Here is a 16,839-nt window from a genome sequence, read left to right on the forward strand (position 1 = left end):
AACCCACGTCGTCCGACGTGGCATAGTTGCGTTATAACAGTTAAACGCCCTGAGTCCCGCCGGGACACGGTTTTTTGCTGGAGCCTTCGATGAGTAACAGTTTGCGCAAGACCGTGACGCTGCTGGCGTTCACCTTCGTCTGCACCACCGCATTGGCCGACGATCCACCGGCCAGGGTCGGCCGCGTATCCCTCACCCAGGGCCAGGTTTCGATCAGCGACGACGTCGGCGTGCCGGCTTTGAGCGCGCAGGTGAACTGGCCGGTCACGTCGCACAACACCATCACCACCGCGCCTGGCGGGCGCACCGAGCTGCGCATCGGCTCCACATCGGTGCGGCTGGATGGCGATTCGGCGCTCGAAGTGACCGAACTGGATGACGACAACCTGCGCCTGCGCCTTTACTACGGCAGTGCCAGCATTCGCATCGCCGATGCCGGTGTCCTCCCGGGCTTCGAGCTGGCCACGCCGCAGGCACGGGTGCGCTTGCAGCAGCCGGGCCGTATCCGGGTCGACGCCGAGCGCGTGCTGGACACCAGCACCGTCCAGGTGTTCGACGGCGTGGCCCAAATCGAGGGCGGCGGTACCAGCCTGACGATCCGCGCCGGCCGGCGCGTCGACGTCCAGAACGACGAGGTGCGCACCTTTCAAGCCACCAGCGACGCGTTCGACGACTGGTCGTCCACGCGTGACCAGTACGGTGACCGTTCGCAGTCGACGCGTTACGTCACGTCGGAGATGACCGGCTACGAGGACCTGGACCGCTATGGCAGATGGACCTCCAGTGCCGAATATGGCCCGCTGTGGACACCAACGGTGGGGCCGGACTGGGTGCCGTACAGCGACGGCAGCTGGACCTGGATCGAGCCGTGGGGCTGGACCTGGGTCGACAACGCGCCGTGGGGCTATGCGCCGTTCCACTACGGACGCTGGGTGTATGTGAACAGGCGCTGGTGTTGGGCGCCGGGTGTGCGCGACTATCGCCCTGTGTGGGCGCCTGCGCTGGTCGGCTGGGTCGGCGGCGCCAACTGGGACCTGACCTTCCGCGACCGGCGCCGGGCGCCTGCGCTGGGCTGGTATCCGCTCACGCCGCATGACCGCTTCGAACCGTGGTTTCGCACGTCCGACGACCACCGCCGCTCGTGGAACCGTAATCTGCGACCGGATAACAAACGCGACCAGGGGCATCGCGCCGGCCTGACCGTGGTGCCGAATGACGCCTTCCGTCAACGCGACCGGGTCGAGGTGTCGCGCATATCGCGCGTCACGCCGCCGACGCTGGCCTTGCAGAACGCGCCGTCCGTGCAGCCGCCGTCGCGCGAGGGCGCGCGGCCGGGCCGCGACCGGTTTGCGCCGGGTGGCTTCGATCGCGGCCAGCGCCCGCCGGTGCTGACCGCACCGACCGTGGTGGGCGCGCAGCCACAGCCCCGCCCGAGCCCTAGCTCGAATCCGAGCCCGAGCTCGGCACCGGTGTTCACTCCCGCGCCGGCCATGTCGAATGAGCAGGCGCAGGGCGCGCCGCGTGCAGGTCGTGGCGAGCGTGGAGAGCGTGGAGAGCGTGGAGAGCGTGGGACGTTCGACGAGGGCCGGCGCCGTAACCCGATGCCGATCGAGACTGGTGGACAGCCGTTCGAGCGGACCGCACCCGCGCCGGTACCGGGAACGGTGGTTAGTTCGCAGCCGGAGAACAGGCCGGTGCCAGGGACCGTGGTCGGGTCGCAGACGCGCCCGGGGCCGGTGCCGGGTACTGTAGTCGGATCGCAGCCGCGAATGGGGCCGGCACCCGGTACGGTGGTCGGGTCGCAGCCGAACATGGGACCGGCGCCGGGCACGGCGATCGGCTCGGAGCCGCCTACGCCTGCGCCGCTGTTCGTGCCCCGGCCGGAGCGGTCGCACCGCGAAGATGGCCAGTTCGAACACCGGGGCCAATTCGAAAACCGGGGTCAGTTCGAAAACCGCGGCCAGTCCGAACACCGGGGCGAGTCCGAACGCCGGGGCCAGAACGAACCCCGCTGGCGCGAAGCGAATGCCACCCCGCGCCCTGCACCGCAGCCAGCCGTTGCGCCGGCACCGCCGCCACCCGCAGCGCCGCCGCCCATGCCCATGGCGGCCCCGCGCGAGGCCCCTGCTTCGGCTCCGGCCAGAGAGCACCGGCGCGGCAGCAGCGAGGATCGCGGGCGCCAGGAGGAGCGTTGATGCAGGTAATGGTGCAAGCAAATTGCACCGTGAATTGCTAGCGTACGAAAGATTGCACGTCGTTCCCGGGCTCGGCGCCCCCCTTGGCGGGAACCCATGCTGAGCGTCATTTCACGCTGCCTATGGGGGGAACAGCGCCAGTGGCGCTGTTCCCGCCTGCGCGGGGACGACGATTGCGGGGGGCGTTTGGCGTGATTCATGATACGGGGTGGCACACCGCAGTTTCATATGAAAAAAGCCCCGGCTGGAGTAACCGGGGCTTTTTCATTTTGAACTCTCGTCCGAGGAGGAGGGCAGCCGTTCTAGAAGTGATAGTCGGCCCTGATCATCGGCGTTCTGGCAGTCGCGCCCGGGACGGTGCTGCTGTCATTGCCGAATTTGTTCTTCCAGTATTGATACGCCAACCCGACACGCAAGGTTTTAGGCTTGGCATCGAAGAAGTGACTCACGTCGTACATGAGCTGCACATCGATGTTGGTTTCGGGCGCCGTATCCTTCCCAAACTCGTTCTTTCCTTTGGCAGCGATAAAGTTGGCGTAGCCTTCCAGCGACAGCCCCGTCGAACCTAGCGGGATGCCCCACGCTGCGCTGAGCATGGGGTGTGTGTCATACCGGTAGCGTGGCGTGCTCACTTGGGTGAAGGTGCTGTAGGGCGCGTTGCTTTCCCAGAGGGCGAGCAGGCTCACGTTGAGCATGCCAGGGACGTCGAACATGACTGTCGGGCCCGCTACCAGCATGCGCTTCTTCGAGTTGTAGCCGGCATCGGTCTTGGTGTTGAGGTCGAATCCCGCGGTCAGGCCGACACCGCGCACCGGCCCGAACTGGATAGGCGTGCCTGTCACCTTTCCCAAATCCACGGTATTGCGATAGACGATATAGACCTCGTGCGCGCCGTTGGTCGAGCCCTTGGCGGACGGATCATTTTTGTCGGACAACAGCATGTCGACATTGAAGAAATTGGTTCCGTACTTGTAACCGCTGGCATGGTTCAGGTTCAGGATATTCTTGCTGATGTCATTGGTGTTGAACGGCTCGGCGAATCGGTTGCCGGTGCGATAACCGATGGAGGTGTCACTCCAGTCAGCGGCCTGGCTGGCCGCGGTGCCGCCGGCAAGGAGGGCGATGGCGAGCGCGGTGCGTTTCATGCTTTGCTTCCTTGTGCGATCGAATGTTCTGCTGCGCCGGCTTCTTCATGATGGGCTTCGGGTGCGATGTCCTTGGTGCCATTGAAGAACAGGTTCATCGCCACTGCGGCCACGGCGGTCAGCAAGATGCCGGAGTCCAGCAGTGGGTGCAGGTTGTGCTCCATTTGCTGCGCCCAGTGCGGCGCGACCAGGGGGACCAGGCCAAACCCGACCGATACGGCAACGATGTAGAGGTTAAACCTGTTTTTCCTGAAATCCACCCTGCTCAGGATGCGGATCCCGGAGGCGGCGACCATGCCGAACATGACCAGCCCTGCGCCGCCCAGCACAAACTGCGGGATCGCTTCGACCAGTGCCGCCATCTTGGGCAACATGCCCAACACGATCATGATGATGCCCCCTGCCACGCAGACCCAACGGCTCTTTACCCCGGTGACCGCCACCAATCCGACGTTCTGCGAGAAGCTGGTATGGGGGAAGGAATTGAAGATGCCCCCGATCAGGGTTCCCAAACCATCGGTACGCAGACCCGCCGCCAATTGCGCCTGGTCGATCTTCTTGCATGTCATGTCCGACAACGCCAGGAACATGCCCGCGGACTCGATCATGACGACGATCATTACCACGGTGATGGTCAGGATCATGACGATGTCAAATGTCGGCATGCCAAAGGCGAACGGGGTGATGAGCTGGAACCAATCTGCCTTGCCGACTTTGTCGAAGTGCATCTTGCCGGTCGCGATGGCGATGGCACACCCCGCCACGATGCCCAGCAGGACGGAAATGTTGGCGATAAAGCCGCGGGTGTAGCGCACAAGCAGCAGGATGGACAGCAACACGAAACCGGCGATCGCCATGTTGTCCAGTGCACCGTAGCCCGGGTTGGCAACCATCGGGATCGGGCCGGACAGCTTCATCACCGGCGCGGCCCCCGCGCTGGCTTTGGCCTGGTCGACCATTGCGATCAGTTTGGCCGTGTCGACGTTCTGCGCGAGCGAATCCGGACCGCCCATGGCCCAGCCCACGCCGACCCGCATCAGGCTGATGCCGATGACCAGGATGATGGTTCCCGTGACGACTGGCGGAAAGAAGCGCAGCATTCGGCTCATCAGCGGAGCGATCAACAAGGCGAGCGCGCCCGCGCCGATGCCGGCTCCGAAGATCGCCCTGGCGCCCTCGACCCCGGGCACGGCGGTGGCGATCGCTACCATCGGCCCGACGGCAGCGAAGGTCACGCCCATCATGACCGGCAGCCTGATGCCGAACCACGACGTCAGTCCGAACGACTGGATCAGGGTCACCAGGCCGCAACAGAACAGGTCGGCGGAAATCAGCATCGTCACTTCTTCGGGGCTCAACTTCAGTGCCCGGCCAACGATCAATGGCACCGCGATGGCCCCGGCATACATCACCAGTACGTGCTGCAAGCCGAGTGCGGTCAAACGCCCGAGGGGCAGTTTCTCGTCCACCGGGTGGACGCTGTGATGGGTCATGCTTGTCTCCTGATCATTATCGAATTGTCCGAGCACCAACGATGCGGCTTGTCGGAACGGTGAGCCGCAATGCGGCATCACCTCGCAGGGCGGTTAGTGGGTGGACGCGCCCTGCTCGTACCAGCGCTTGAGCAAGTCCCGCTCGTCGGCGGTTATCTGCGTAGCGTTGTTCAATGGCATGAGCTTGAGTACCACGGCTTGTTGGTACATCTGCTGGGCATGCTTCTGGATCGATTCGGGCGAGTCGAATGCAATGCCTTTGCTTGCCATTTGCGCCGAGTGGCAGAGCACGCAGCGTTGGTTGATCACCCCCCTGACCTGCTCGAAGCTGACCGCCTGCGGGGCGGCCGCGGCGGCGACGGAAGCTGCCGGTTGCGGCGCCGGCGCCATCCAGAACACCAGTGCGAGCAGGACAGCGACGCCGGCGGCGGCATGGGTCCAGCTCACGCGCTTGCCCTGAACCATCGCCTTGTGGCGGGCGACGAAGCTGTGACGGATGAGTGCGCCGGCCAGCATCATGAGCACCAGTACCGCCCAGTTATGCTCGCCGGCATAGAGCCAGCCGTAGTGATTGGAAAGCATCGCAATCAGGACCGGCAGGGTGAAGTAGGTGTTGTGCACGCTGCGCTGCTTGCCGCGCCAGCCATAAATCGGGTCGACCGGACGGCCGGCCTTGAGCTGGGACACCACCTTGCGCTGGCCGGGAATGATCCAGACGAAGACGTTGGCGCTCATGGTGGTCGCGAGCATGGCGCCCACCAGCAGGAATGCGGCGCGGCCGGCAAACAGCTGGCACGCGATCCATGCCGCGGCAACGACCACGCCGGCCACGATGGCACCGACGATCATGTCGCCGTTCTTTTTGCGGCCGAAGGTGCGGCAGATGATGTCGTAGATGAACCAGAAAGCCACCAGGAAACCCAGCGCGCACGAGATGGCAGCGCCGTTGGACCAGCTGTGGACGGACTTGTCTACGAGGAAGGTCCCGGCATTGAACAGGTACAGCACCGTGAACAGGCCAAAGCCGGAGAGCCAGGTGGCGTAGCTTTCCCAGTAAAACCAATGCAGGTTCTCGGGCATTTGCTTGGGCGCCACGAGATATTTTTGCGGGTGGTAAAAGCCGCCGCCGTGTACGGCCCACAGCTCACCGTCCACACCCTTGGCCTTCAGGTCCGGGTCAGTCGGTTTGGTCAGGCTGTTATCGAGAAAGACGAAATAGAACGATGCCCCGATCCAGGCAATCGCTGTGATGACGTGGGTCCAGCGCAGCAGCAGGTTGACCCAGTCAAGCAGGTAAGTTTCCATAGAGCCCCAAGCGAATAGAAAGTACGGCGTTACTGAACGCTGTACTGTCCCATCACCACAGCGGGCTCTGTGAAGGGCGAAATATCGCGACCATCAGCGACCAATCCCAGCGGTCAGCTGCCGATGTGCTCCGCGGCGACGCAGCTTAACTGTATACGATCCCCGAGCTCATGGGTACAAATTTTTGAGCTCGCCAGAAATCTGAATTCCCGTCACGAACCGCGGTAGGTCGAGTAGGCCCACGGGCTGACGAGCAGCGGGACATGGTAGTGCCCGGCAGCGTCGGCGATGCCAAAATCGATGGGTACTTCATCGATAAATGGCGGACTCGGCAAGGTAACTCCTCTTTCCTGGAAATACTTTGCCACAGAAAACACCAGCCTGTATCGTCCCGCAGACATGCCCGCCGCGTCAAGTAGCGGACCGCCATCCGTGCGGCCATCGGCATTCAGCGTGACCGTTTTGACAGTGGTGATGGTGTTGCCGTTGATCAGTTGTAACTGAACACGCATGCCAGCGGCCGGGCATCCGTGCATGAGGTCGAGCACATGGGTGGAGAGGTGTCCCATCGGGTTCCTTTCTTGAGTAGTTGATGTTCGGAAATCAGGTGGATTGCATACACTTTCTATTTTCTTTTTTTTGAAAAGTGTATACACTCTGAAGCCAGTGTCAATCGAATTATTGATTCGCCGCCATATATGCCACGCAACCCCTCGCCCCTGAAAATCGTGTCTCCCAAGCCCGAACCGAGCGACTCGCTCGGTGCCGGCGTCTTGCCCGGCGATGCGTCCGCACCCCAGGGGGCGACGCAGCGCATCGTCGATTCCATTACCAATGCCATCGCGGAACGCCGGCTGATGCCGGGCACCAAGCTGTCGGAGCAAAAGATCGGCGATATCTTCAAGGTGTCGCGGACCGTGGTCCGGCAAGCGTTCAACCAGCTCAGCCGTGATCGGCTGGTGGTGCTGGAGCCGGCGCGCGGCGCGTTTGTCGCCACGCCGACGGTCGAGGAGGCCAGGGACGTGTTCGAAGCGCGCGGCATCCTGGAAGCGGCGGTGACCAAGCGCTTGTGCGCGGTGATCACCGACGAGCAGATCAAGCAGTTGCGCGAGCATCTGGAACTGGAGCGGGCCGCGGTGGCCAATGCCGAAGTCCATGGCCGCACCCGCTTGCTGGCCGATTTCCACCTCGTCCTGGCGCGAATGCTGGGCAATCAGGTGCTGGTTCAGATGTTGAGCGAATTGCTGACGCGTTCATCGTTGATTGCGCTGATGCACCAGTCCTCGCATTCCGCCGAGGTGTCGCACAGCGAACATCTGGCCATCGTCGATGCATTCGAAAAGCGCGACGTGAAGGCGGCGCTGCGCCTGTTAAGCAAACACCTCGACAACGTCCAGCAAAACCTTCGGCTGGATCCGCAGCGCGTCGACCTGGCCGATATTCTCAAATAGGAATCACCATGAACCAAGCCTATCCACGGGACTTAGCTGGCTACGGCCGTAACAAGCCGCATGCCAATTGGCCAGGGCGCGCCCGCGTCGCGGTGCAATTCGTCCTCAATTTCGAAGAGGGCGGAGAGAACAGCGTATTGCACGGCGATGCCGGCAGTGAGCAGTTTCTTTCCGAGATGTTCAATCCGGCCGCCTTCCCGGCGCGGCACCTCTCCATGGAAGGCATTTACGAATACGGCTCGCGCGTCGGCGTCTGGCGCATCTTGCGCGAGTTCGAAAAGCGCGGCCTGCCGTTGACCGTCTTTGGCGTGGGCATGGCGCTGGCGCGCTGCCCCGACGTCACCGCTGCCTTCAAAGAACTCGGCCACGAAATCGCCTGCCACGGCTGGCGCTGGATCAGCTACCAGAACGTGGATGAAGCGACCGAACGGGAACATATGGCGCTCGGCATGCAAGCCATCGAGCGTTTGATTGGCGAGCGGCCCCTGGGCTGGTACACCGGCCGCGACAGCCCCAACACGCGCCGCCTGGTGGCCGATTTCGGCGGCTTTGAATACGACAGCGATTACTACGGCGACGACTTGCCGTTCTGGCTGCGCGTGCGCAAAACGGATGGCGCCCAGGTCCCGCATCTGGTGGTGCCCTACACGCTGGACTGCAACGACATGCGCTTCGCTCTGCCGCAAGGCTATTCGCACGGCGACGAGTTCTTCGAGTACTTGCGCGACGCCTTTGACGTGCACTACCAGGAAGGCGACGAGTCTCCCACGATGATGAGCATCGGCATGCACTGCCGGTTGCTCGGCCGGCCGGGACGGTTGAGGGCGCTGCAACGCTTCCTCGATTACATCGAAAAGCACGACCGCGTCTGGGTCACGCGGCGCATCGACATCGCGCGCCATTGGAAGAGCGCGCACCCCTTCAACCCGGACAGCGCATTTGCATGGGAGTGAACATGTTGACGCTTGAACTTCTGAACGCCGCGAACCAGGCGGACTTTACCGCCCTGCTCGATGGCGTCTACGAGCACTCGCCATGGATTGCCGGGCAGGCCTGGAGCCAGCGGCCGTTCAAAAGCCTGGCACAGCTCAAACTGGCATTGGCCGAGGTCGTCCGTACGGCGCCGCAGGAGGCCCAGCTCGGATTGATCCGCGCCCACCCGGAATTGGCCGGCAAGGCGATGGTGGCCAAGTCGCTGACCGCGGAATCGACCAACGAACAAAGCAAGGCCGGGCTGACGAACTGCACGCCGACGGAGTTCGAGACCATCCAGCGGCTTAACGCGGCCTACAACGCCAAGTTCGGCTTTCCTTTTATTCTCGCCGTGCGCGGCCCGCGCGGCCTGGGACTGACCAAAAGCGAAATCATCGCCACTTTCGAACGTCGCTTGGGCAACCAGCCCGACTTCGAATTTGCCGAGTCCCTGCGCAACATTCACCGCATTGCCGAAATCCGGCTCAACGACAAGTTTGGACATGAGCCGACGCTTGGCAACGCAGTTTGGGATTGGGCCGAGGAACTGGCCGTCGACAGCGACCCCGGCTACTTTGAGCGGGGCGAACTGTGCGTAACCTACCTGACCGACGCGCACCAATCCTGCGCCAAGCGCCTGGCCGGCTGGATGGCGGACGACTGCGGCTTTGACGAGGTGCAGATCGACGCCGTGGGCAATGTGGTTGGCATCTATCACGGCACCGACAGGCAGGCCAAACGTCTGCTGACCGGCTCGCACTACGACACGGTGCGCAACGGCGGCAAATACGACGGCCGACTGGGCATCCTCGTGCCGATGGCGTGCGTGCGCGAACTGCACAAGCAGGGCCGCCGCCTGCCATATGGCATCGAGGTGGTTGGGTTTTCAGAAGAGGAGGGCCAGCGTTACAAGGCGGTGTTCCTCGGATCGGGCGCGCTCACCGGGCAGTTCAATGCCCAGTGGCTGGACCAGGCCGATGCCGACGGCGTGACGATGCGCGAGGCGATGGCCCAGGCCGGCCTTGATATCAACGAACTAGCCAAAATCAAACGCGACCCCGCCCGTTACCTCGGTTTCGTGGAAACGCACATTGAGCAGGGCCCGGTGCTCAATGCACTGGACTTGCCGCTGGGCGTCGTCACCTCGATCAATGGCAGCGTTCGCTACCTCGGCGAGATCGTCGGCATGGCCAGCCATGCAGGCACCACGCCTATGGGAATGCGGCGAGACGCCGCCGCCGCAGCCGCCGAACTGACGCTCCATGTCGAAAGGCGCGCCGCCGCTGTGCCTGACCTGGTCGCCACGGTGGGCATGCTGGAAGTGCCCAATGGATCGATCAACGTGGTGCCCGGGCGCTGCCGGTTCAGCCTCGACGTGCGCGCCACGACCAATGAAGTGCGAGACGCCTGCGCACAGGACATTCAAGCCGAACTGCGCGCAATCTGCGACCGCCGCGGCCTGCACTTTACGCTTGAAGAGACGATGCGCGCCGCCGCCGCGCCCAGCGCCCCGGCCTGGCAGCAACGCTGGGAGCATGCGGTGCAAGCGCTTGGATTACCCGTCTTCCGCCTGCCCAGTGGCGCTGGGCACGACGCCATGATGCTGCACCAGGTGATGCCCCAGGCAATGTTGTTCCTGCGCGGGCTGAACGCCGGCATCAGCCATAACCCGCTGGAGGCCATCACCAACGACGACACCGAACTGTGCGTGCGCGCCTTCCAGAATCTCCTTGATCAACTTGCCTCGGATTTGACATGACTACTTCCCCCTACGATACCCTCGACGCCTGGGTCGACGCCCATTTTGACGAGGAGGTGCGCTTCCTGCAGGAACTGGTGCGCGTCCCGACCGACACGCCGCCGGGCAACAACGCGCCGCACGCAGATCGCACCGCGGCACTGCTGCAGGATTTCGGCTTCGAAGCTGAAAAACACGCCGTTCCGGCGCAAGTGGTCCAGGACGCCGGCCTGCAAACCATCACCAACTTGATCGTGCGCCGCAAGTACGGAGAGGGCAAGACCATCGCCCTCAACGCCCACGGCGACGTGGTGCCTCCCGGCGAAGGCTGGACCCACGCGCCCTACGGTGGCGAAGTGGTCGACGGCAAGCTGTACGGCAGGGCCGCCGCGGTCAGCAAATGCGACTTCGCGACCTTCACCTTCGCCACTCGAGCGATCGAAGCGTTGAAGACGCCGCTCAAGGGCAGCGTGGAACTGTATTTCACCTACGACGAAGAATTCGGTGGCGAGCTCGGCCCGGGCTGGTTGCTCGAGCAGGAACTGGTCAAGCCGGACCTGTTGATCGCGGCAGGTTTCAGCTATCAAGTGGTGACTGCACACAACGGCTGCCTGCAGATGGAAGTGACGGTGCACGGCAAGATGGGCCACGCGGCCGTGCCGGAAACCGGTGTCGATGCCTTGCAGGCGGCAACGCGGATCCTGAACGTGCTGTATCACCAGAATACGCTCTACAAGCAGATCAAGAGCCAGGTCAAGGGCATCAACCACCCCTACCTCAACGTCGGGCTGATCCAGGGCGGCACCAACACCAACGTGGTGCCGGGCAAGGTCGTGCTCAAGCTCGACCGCCGCATGATCCCCGAGGAAAACCCGGTTGAGGTCGAAGCGGCGCTGCATCGCCTTATCCACCAGGCGGTGGCTGACTGCCAGGGCATCACGGTGGAGGTCAAGCGCATGCTGATGGCAAATGCGCTCAAGCCGCTGCCTGGCAATCAGCCTCTGGTTGACGCGCTGTCGCAACATGCCAGCACGGTTTTCGGCGAATCGATCGAGGCTGCCGGCACGCCGTTGTACACGGACGCGCGTCTGTTCGGCGAACGCGGCGTTCCCGCGGTGCTGTATGGTTGCGGGCCGCGTACGGTTTCGGAGAGCAACGCCAAGCGTGCCGACGAACACATCTCGCTGGAAGATTTGCGCCGAGCCACCAAGGTGGTGGCACGTACGCTGTTTGATTTGCTCGATTGAGCATGAGAGCCGGCGCCTGACAGCGCCGGCTGCGTCAAGCTAAGGCGTAGGGTGCGCACCTGTGCGCACGTGGTCACCGCATACTGACTTGCGGCTGCTGCTTCGCTACGCTGCTTGCGCGAACCGCGTGCGCACGGGGTGCGCACCCTACTAATCGCGTTGCGGCACCCGAACCACGTGCAGCAGATTCGTGCTGCCTGGCTGCCCGGACGGAAAGCCTGCAATCACCACCACCTCGTCACCCGGCGCCGCAAGCTGGCAACGCACCGCAGCCTGGGCAGCATCCGCCACCATCTCATTGAGCGTCTTGGCTTCCTCGAAGCGCACCGGATGTACGCCCCACACCAGCGCCAGCCTGCGCGCAATCTCATTATGTGGCGTGAGCGCCAGGATAGGCGTAACTGGACGCTCACGGCTGGCACGAAGGCAGCTCGATCCACTAACCGTGTAGGCAACCGTCGCCGCCGGCGCCAACAGGCCGGCAACGCGCCGCAGTGCGCAGCAGATCGCATCGGACGTCGTCGCTTCGGCCGGCGTGTGGCTTGCATCCAAGCCGGTGCGCCATGCCGGGTCCTGTTCGACTTCCTTGATGATATTGTCCATGATCGCGACGGACTCGACAGGGTATTGGCCCGATGCCGACTCGGCCGACAGCATCACCGCGTCCGCCCCCTCGTAGATCGCCGTGGCAACATCGGACACTTCGGCCCGGGTCGGCACGGGCGCGGTGATCATCGACTCGAGCATCTGCGTGGCCACCACGACCGGACGCCCAGCCCGGCGCGCCGCGTGGACGATCCTCCGCTGCAAAATCGGCACCTGCTGCGGCGGAAGCTCGACGCCAAGATCGCCGCGTGCCACCATGATCCCGTCGGCCACCGCGACAATCTCTTCCAGGCAAGCGATTGCGGCAGGCTTTTCCAGCTTGGCCATGATCCAGGCCTGGTCGCCTACCAGTTCGCGCGCCTCGATGATGTCTTGCGGTCGCTGCACGAACGACAGCGCGACCCAGTCCACCCCAAGGCTCAAACCGAAGGCGAGGTCGGCGCGATCCTTTTCCGTCAGCGGCGAGATCGGCAGCACCACGCCGGGCACGTTGACGCCCTTGCGGTCCGACAGCACTCCGCCCACCAACACGGTGGTTTCGGCATGATCCGGGCCGCATGCGTCCACGCGCAGGCGCAGCTTGCCATCGTCGAGCAGCAGTTCCGTGCCGATTTCGAGCGCGGCAAAGATTTCGGGATGCGGCAGGTTGGCGCGTTGGCCATCACCTTCTGCAGGATCAAGGTCGAGACGGAAATGGCTGCCCGCCCCGAGAGTAATCTTGCCACCGGCCATGCGTCCGACGCGCAGCTTCGGCCCCTGCAAGTCCATCAGCACGCCGACCGGCCGGCCGATTTCACGCTCGACCTCACGGATCATGCGATACCGCTGCGCATGATCGGCATGGCTTCCGTGGCTGAAATTAAGACGGAACACATCGGCGCCGGCCTGGACCAGCGCATGGATGCGTTCGAAACTGGAACTGGATGGGCCAAGTGTGGCGAGAATGCGCGAACGGCGGTTGCGTATCATGAATTTTCCTAAGATGTGGTGATACTAGAGCAGAAGGATAGCCCGGAAGTCATTCACGTTGGTCAATTTTGTACCAGTCACGAATGAGCCGCCCAGCGCCCCAGAACGCAACGCGGCGCTACCGGCTGGCCATGCCGGTGCGCCGCGTGATGTTCATTGAGTTTCCTTTTCGCATCGGCACCCGCCAGGGCCGGCGATGCCGATTGCGAGCAGGGGTTATCGTCCCTGGCCGATTTCGAAGTTGGCCATGATCTCCAGCGCGCGCACCATGGCCGAGTGATCCCAGCCGGCGCCGTCATGTGCGGCGCAGGTGTTAAACAGCTCTTGCGCGGTGGCGGTATTGGGAATCGACACGCCGAGTTGCCGGGCCGTGGTCAGCGCCAGGTTCAGGTCCTTCCGGTGCAGGTCGATCCGGAAGCCCGGCGCGAAGGTGCGCTTGATCATGCGCTCGCCATGCACTTCCAGAATGCGCGACGAAGCGAAACCACCCATCAGCGCTTCCCGTACCCGTGCCGGATCGGCCCCGGCCTTGGCCGCCAGCAACAGCGCTTCGCCCACCGCCTCGATGGTCAAGGCCACGATGATCTGGTTGGCCACTTTCGTGATCTGGCCGTCGCCGTTGCCGCCCACCAGGGTGATGTTCTTGCCCATCAGCTGGAACAGCGGCTTGACCTGTTCGAACGCGGCCTCGCTGCCGCCCACCATGATGGTCAGGCTGCCGGCCTTGGCGCCCACTTCGCCGCCCGACACCGGGGCGTCGAGGTACTCGCAGCCCAGTTCATTGATGCGGCGTGCGAAATCCTTGGTGGCCACGGGCGAGATCGAACTCATGTCGACCACGATTTTTCCCTTGCCCAGGCCCTTGGCAACACCAGTCTCGCCGAACAAAACGTCCTCGACATGCGGCGTGTCGGGCACCATGATGATGATCACATCCGCATTGGATGCGACCTCGGCGCTGCTGGCGCATACGCTGGCGCCGGCCTCGATCAATTGCGAGGGAGTCGTGCCGTGCGTGAAAGTGAACAGGGTATGGCCGTTGTTGACGAGATGTCCTGCCATCGGGGCGCCCATGATGCCCAGGCCGATAAAGCCGATTTTTGCCATGTCCTTCTCCTTGTAATCGTTTTCGAAATTCGTTTGTTGGTTCAGCCGGCCAAAGCCTTGATCCAGCCAAGCCCCGCGCGCGTGTCGGCGGCCGGTTTGTATTCGCAACCGATCCACCCGTCGTAGCCCAGCTTATCGATATGGCGGAACAGCCACGGATAATTGAGCTCACCCGTGCCGGGTTCGTGGCGCCCCGGGTTGTCCGCCAGCTGAATGTGGCCGATGCGGGCCAGGTGCCTGGAGATCGTGTTGCCGATCTCGCCCTCCATGCGCTGGGCGTGGTAAATGTCGTATTGCAGGAACAGGTTGTCGGACGCGACTTCATCAAGAATGCCGATGGCCTGGTCGGTGCGGCTCAGGTAAAAGCCCGGGATATCGAAGGTATTGATCGGTTCGATCAGCAGGCGAATGCCGGCTTGCTTGAGCTTGGCGGAAGCGAAGCGCAGGTTGTCGACGAATGTCTGGTAAAGCGCCTCTTCGCTCACGCCGGCCGGTGCGATACCTGCCAGGCAGTTGATCTGCTTGCAACCGAGCGCGGTGGCGTATTCGATGGCGCGGCCCACACCGTCCTGGAACTCGGTCACGCGCTGCGGGTGGCAGGCAATGCCGCGTTCACCGGCTTCCCAGTTACCGGCGGGCAGATTGTGCAGTACCTGAGTCAGCTTATGTTTATCCAGCTGCGCGGCAAGCGCATCTTTGTCAAATCCATACGGGAAGAGGTATTCGACGCCCTTGAAACCCGCCTGCGCGGCGGCCTCGAAGCGTTCGAGGAAGGGGAGCTCATTGAACAGCATCGTCAAATTGGCTGCGAATTTTGGCATGTTTGTGTTCTCCGTTTAAGCGGCGCCAATGGCCGTGGGGGCGTCTTGAGCATGCTCGGCCAGCGGTTCAAATTCATTGACCGCATTGATTTCCGTGCCCATCGAAATATTGGTGACGCGTTCGAGGATGATTTCGACCACCACTGGCACGCGGTACTCTTTCATCCAGGCGCGCGCCTGGGCGAAAGCGGGCTGGATATCCTCGACATGGTGTACACGGATCGCCTTGCAGCCTAGTCCTTCGACGACTGCGACGTGATCGACCCCGTAACCCGCCAACTCCGGCGCGTTGATATTTTCGAAAGCGAGCTGTACGCAATAATCCATGTCGAAACCGCGTTGCGACTGGCGGATCAGCCCAAGGTAGGCGTTATTGACCACCACGTGCAGGTAAGGCAGCTTGAATTGCGCGCCGACGGCCAGTTCCTCGATCATGAATTGGAAGTCGTAATCGCCAGAGATGGCCACGACCTGGCGTTGCGGATCGGCTGCGCACACGCCGAGCGCGGCGGAAGCCGTCCATCCGAGAGGGCCCGCCTGGCCGCAGTTGATCCAGTGGCGCGGCTTGTACACATGCAGGAACTGGGCAGCGGCGATTTGGGACAGGCCGATCGTGCTGACATAGCAGGTATCCGGGCCGAAAGCGCGGTTCATTTCTTCGTACACCCGCTGCGGTTTGATCGGCGCGGCATCGAAATGGGTCTTGCGCAGCATGGTGCGCTTGCGCTCCTGGCATTGCGCTACCCATGCGCTGCGATCCGGCAGGCCGCCGATCGAAGCGAATCCACGCGCCACCTCGATCAACAGGTCAAGCGCGGCACCCGCATCGGAGACGATGCCGTAATCGGGACCGAACACGCGGCCGATCTGTGTAGGTTCGATATCGATGTGAACGAACTTGCGCCCTTGCGTATAAACTTCGACCGAGCCGGTATGACGGTTCGCCCAGCGGTTGCCGATACCGATGACAAAATCCGATTCAAGCAGCGTGGCGTTGCCGTAGCGATGAGAGGTTTGCAGGCCGACCATGCCGGCCATGAGCGGATGGTCATCCGGAATAGCGCCCCAACCCATGAGGGTCGGGATCACCGGCACGCCGACGATCTCGGCGAACTCCTGCAAGCGCGCGGCGGCATCGGCATTGATCACGCCTCCACCGCAGACAATCAGCGGACGCTCGGCGGCATTAAGCATCGCCAGCGCCTTTTCCGCCTGGGCGCGGGTGGCAGCGGGTTTGTAGGTCGGCAGGGGTTCGTAGGTGTCGATGTCGAATTCGATTTCCGCCATCTGCACGTCGAAAGGCAGGTCGACCAGCACCGGACCGGGACGGCCAGAACGCATGATGTGGAATGCCTGCTGCAGCACGCGCGGCACCAGCGCCGGTTCGCGTACCGTGACTGCCCATTTGGTGACCGGCTTGGCGATCGATTCGATGTCAACCGCCTGGAAGTCTTCCTTGTAAAGCCGCGCACGTGGCGCCTGGCCGGTCAGGCAAAGGATCGGGATCGAATCGGCCCATGCCGAGTACAGGCCGGTGATCATGTCGGTTCCGGCCGGTCCCGAGGTGCCGATGCACACACCGATGTTGCCTGCCTTGGCGCGGGTATAACCCTCCGCCATGTGCGAGGCTCCCTCGACATGCCGCGCCAGCACATGTTCGAAGCCACCGTTCTTCTTCATTGCGGAATACAGCGGATTGATCGCTGCGCCGGGGACGCCAAAAACCGTGCTCACGCCCTCTTTGCGCAGGACCTCCGCTGCCGCGTCAATTGCTCTCATACGGGCCACCT

The 16,839-nt window shown here is 63.1% G+C and carries 13 protein-coding genes; 5 read left to right on the forward strand and 8 right to left on the reverse strand.

All coding sequences use genetic code 11. The annotated features are described in order from the left end of the window. Window positions 1-89: 89 nt before the first annotated feature. The gene (locus tag E4O92_RS23040; RefSeq protein ID WP_135191979.1) at window positions 90-2,195 is read left to right on the forward strand and encodes a DUF6600 domain-containing protein; all 2,106 of its coding nucleotides are present in this window, start codon (window positions 90-92) and stop codon (window positions 2,193-2,195) included. A gap of 302 nt (window positions 2,196-2,497) precedes the next feature. On the opposite strand, the gene E4O92_RS23045 is transcribed toward E4O92_RS23040, so the two are convergent. From E4O92_RS23045 to uraH, 4 genes are all read right to left on the reverse strand, one after another. After that, a complete protein-coding gene (locus E4O92_RS23045) occupies window positions 2,498-3,340 on the reverse strand; it encodes an outer envelope protein (RefSeq protein WP_135191980.1) in 843 nt (280 codons plus the stop codon). Continuing rightward, window positions 3,337-4,833, reverse strand: coding sequence for a nucleobase:cation symporter-2 family protein (locus E4O92_RS23050; RefSeq protein WP_135191981.1), 1,497 nt, complete (start codon window positions 4,831-4,833; stop codon window positions 3,337-3,339). The genes E4O92_RS23045 and E4O92_RS23050 overlap by 4 nt, the downstream gene beginning before the upstream one ends. Window positions 4,834-4,926: 93 nt before the next feature. Continuing rightward, complete coding sequence (locus tag E4O92_RS23055; protein ID WP_135191982.1) at window positions 4,927-6,138, reverse strand: urate hydroxylase PuuD; 1,212 nt, start codon at window positions 6,136-6,138, stop codon at window positions 4,927-4,929. Window positions 6,139-6,350: 212 nt separating this feature from the next. Beyond that, window positions 6,351-6,707: a hydroxyisourate hydrolase gene (gene uraH / locus E4O92_RS23060; RefSeq protein ID WP_135191983.1), complete on the reverse strand. Its 357-nt coding sequence runs from the start codon at window positions 6,705-6,707 to the stop codon at window positions 6,351-6,353. 129 nt (window positions 6,708-6,836) lie between these two features. Here uraH and E4O92_RS23065 point away from each other — a divergent pair, with 129 nt between their 5' ends. From E4O92_RS23065 to E4O92_RS23080, 4 genes are read left to right on the forward strand one after another with little or no spacing between them, the layout of a single operon-like run. Then, window positions 6,837-7,589 carry a GntR family transcriptional regulator gene (locus E4O92_RS23065; RefSeq protein WP_135191984.1) on the forward strand — a complete coding sequence of 251 codons (753 nt, stop codon included), beginning with the start codon at window positions 6,837-6,839 and terminating at the stop codon, window positions 7,587-7,589. An 8-nt stretch (window positions 7,590-7,597) separates the two neighbouring features. Next, window positions 7,598-8,542, forward strand: a complete 945-nt coding sequence (puuE, locus tag E4O92_RS23070) for an allantoinase PuuE (protein WP_135191985.1) — start codon at window positions 7,598-7,600, stop codon at window positions 8,540-8,542. A gap of 2 nt (window positions 8,543-8,544) precedes the next feature. Then, window positions 8,545-10,320 carry a 2-oxo-4-hydroxy-4-carboxy-5-ureidoimidazoline decarboxylase gene (gene uraD / locus E4O92_RS23075; protein ID WP_135191986.1) on the forward strand — a complete coding sequence of 592 codons (1,776 nt, stop codon included), beginning with the start codon at window positions 8,545-8,547 and terminating at the stop codon, window positions 10,318-10,320. Then, window positions 10,317-11,546 carry an ArgE/DapE family deacylase gene (locus E4O92_RS23080; protein ID WP_135191987.1) on the forward strand — a complete coding sequence of 410 codons (1,230 nt, stop codon included), beginning with the start codon at window positions 10,317-10,319 and terminating at the stop codon, window positions 11,544-11,546. The genes uraD and E4O92_RS23080 overlap by 4 nt, the downstream gene beginning before the upstream one ends. A gap of 150 nt (window positions 11,547-11,696) precedes the next feature. Here the strand turns inward: E4O92_RS23080 and pyk are convergent, their stop codons facing one another. The 4 genes from pyk to gcl all read right to left on the reverse strand — a co-directional run bounded on the left by pyk (window position 11,697) and on the right by gcl (window position 16,837). Further along, window positions 11,697-13,121: a pyruvate kinase gene (pyk, locus tag E4O92_RS23085; RefSeq protein WP_135191988.1), complete on the reverse strand. Its 1,425-nt coding sequence runs from the start codon at window positions 13,119-13,121 to the stop codon at window positions 11,697-11,699. Between the two features lie 216 nt (window positions 13,122-13,337). Next, a complete protein-coding gene (gene glxR / locus E4O92_RS23090) occupies window positions 13,338-14,228 on the reverse strand; it encodes a 2-hydroxy-3-oxopropionate reductase (RefSeq protein WP_135191989.1) in 891 nt (296 codons plus the stop codon). 41 nt (window positions 14,229-14,269) lie between these two features. Then, complete coding sequence (hyi, locus tag E4O92_RS23095) at window positions 14,270-15,049, reverse strand: hydroxypyruvate isomerase (RefSeq protein ID WP_135191990.1); 780 nt, start codon at window positions 15,047-15,049, stop codon at window positions 14,270-14,272. Window positions 15,050-15,064: 15 nt separating this feature from the next. Next, window positions 15,065-16,837: a glyoxylate carboligase gene (gene gcl / locus E4O92_RS23100; protein WP_135191991.1), complete on the reverse strand. Its 1,773-nt coding sequence runs from the start codon at window positions 16,835-16,837 to the stop codon at window positions 15,065-15,067. Between the last annotated feature and the right edge of the window lie 2 nt (window positions 16,838-16,839).

Source organism: Massilia horti (assembly GCF_004614195.1).
Classification (GTDB): Bacteria; Pseudomonadota; Gammaproteobacteria; order Burkholderiales; family Burkholderiaceae_D; genus Telluria; species Telluria horti.